Raw genomic sequence first — 904 nt, 5'->3', positions numbered from 1 at the left:
TAGGCCTTCCACATCTTGTACCAGCGCTCGCCCACCTCTTCGTTGATCGCGCGGGTCTTGCAGATATGCTCGGCCCCGGTGATCTCCGAGGTCTCGCCGAAGAAGCCGTAGATGCCCTCGGGCAGGAGCTTGTCATACATGTTGCCCACCGTCGGGCAGGAGCTCAGGCCCGTGGTCGTGTCGCTCTCGCCGCATTTGGTCGAGACCCACAGTTCCGAGATCGAGCATTCCTCGCGCTGAAGCTCGGAGGCGAAGTGGACATATTCCTTGGCCACCTTGGAAGCTTCCATGATGGTCTTGAGGTCCCCGTTCTGCTCGATCGAGAGCCCCGTCACCGGCTTGCCGGTGGCGGCGATGCCGTCGACGATCTTCTTGGTCCAGCCCGGCTCGATGCCGATGACGACCACGGCCGCCACGTTCGGGTTCGCCCCGGTGCCGATCATGGTGCGGAAATGCAGCTCCAGGTCCTCGCCGAACTGCAGCCGCCCATAGGCATGCGGGATCGCCAGCGTGCCCTTGATGTTGTTGGCGACCGCCTCGCAGGCCGCGTTCGAGATGTCGTCGACCGGCAGGATCAGGACATGGTTGCGCACGCCCACCCGGCCGTTCTCGCGGCGGTAGCCCATGAAGGTCATGTTGGAATAGTTCGATGCCATGGTCGGGCCTCCTACCAGCGCTTGGTCTTGAGATTGTGGGTGTGGACGTGGCCGCCCTTGGCGACGTCGGCCACGAACTTGCCGATGTCCTCGCCGTATTTGATCGCCGTGTCGCCCGACTTGATGTCCTTGAGCGCGATCTTGTGGCCGATCGGCACGTCGGCACCGCTCTCCAGTTCGAAGCTCGAATTGTCATGCGTGACCACGCACAGCATCTTCGTCCCGGCCTTCAGGCCCTCGACAACCAC

The 904-nt window shown here is 63.1% G+C and carries 2 protein-coding genes; both read right to left on the bottom strand.

What is annotated here, in order from left to right:
* Positions 1–656 (bottom strand): UxaA family hydrolase (locus AWJ14_RS14865; RefSeq protein ID WP_171904889.1); only part of this gene is annotated, 656 nt, incomplete at its 3' end.
* 11 nt (positions 657–667) lie between these two features.
* The coding region (locus AWJ14_RS14860; RefSeq protein ID WP_066180740.1) for a UxaA family hydrolase at positions 668–904 on the bottom strand (237 nt) is incomplete at its 5' end.

Origin of the sequence: Parahoeflea olei, from assembly GCF_001703635.1 — a bacterium.
GTDB lineage: Bacteria > Pseudomonadota > Alphaproteobacteria > Rhizobiales > Rhizobiaceae > Hoeflea > Hoeflea olei.
The sequence above is the reverse complement of the archived record's forward strand: the minus strand, read 5'-3'. Positions and strand labels throughout refer to the sequence as shown.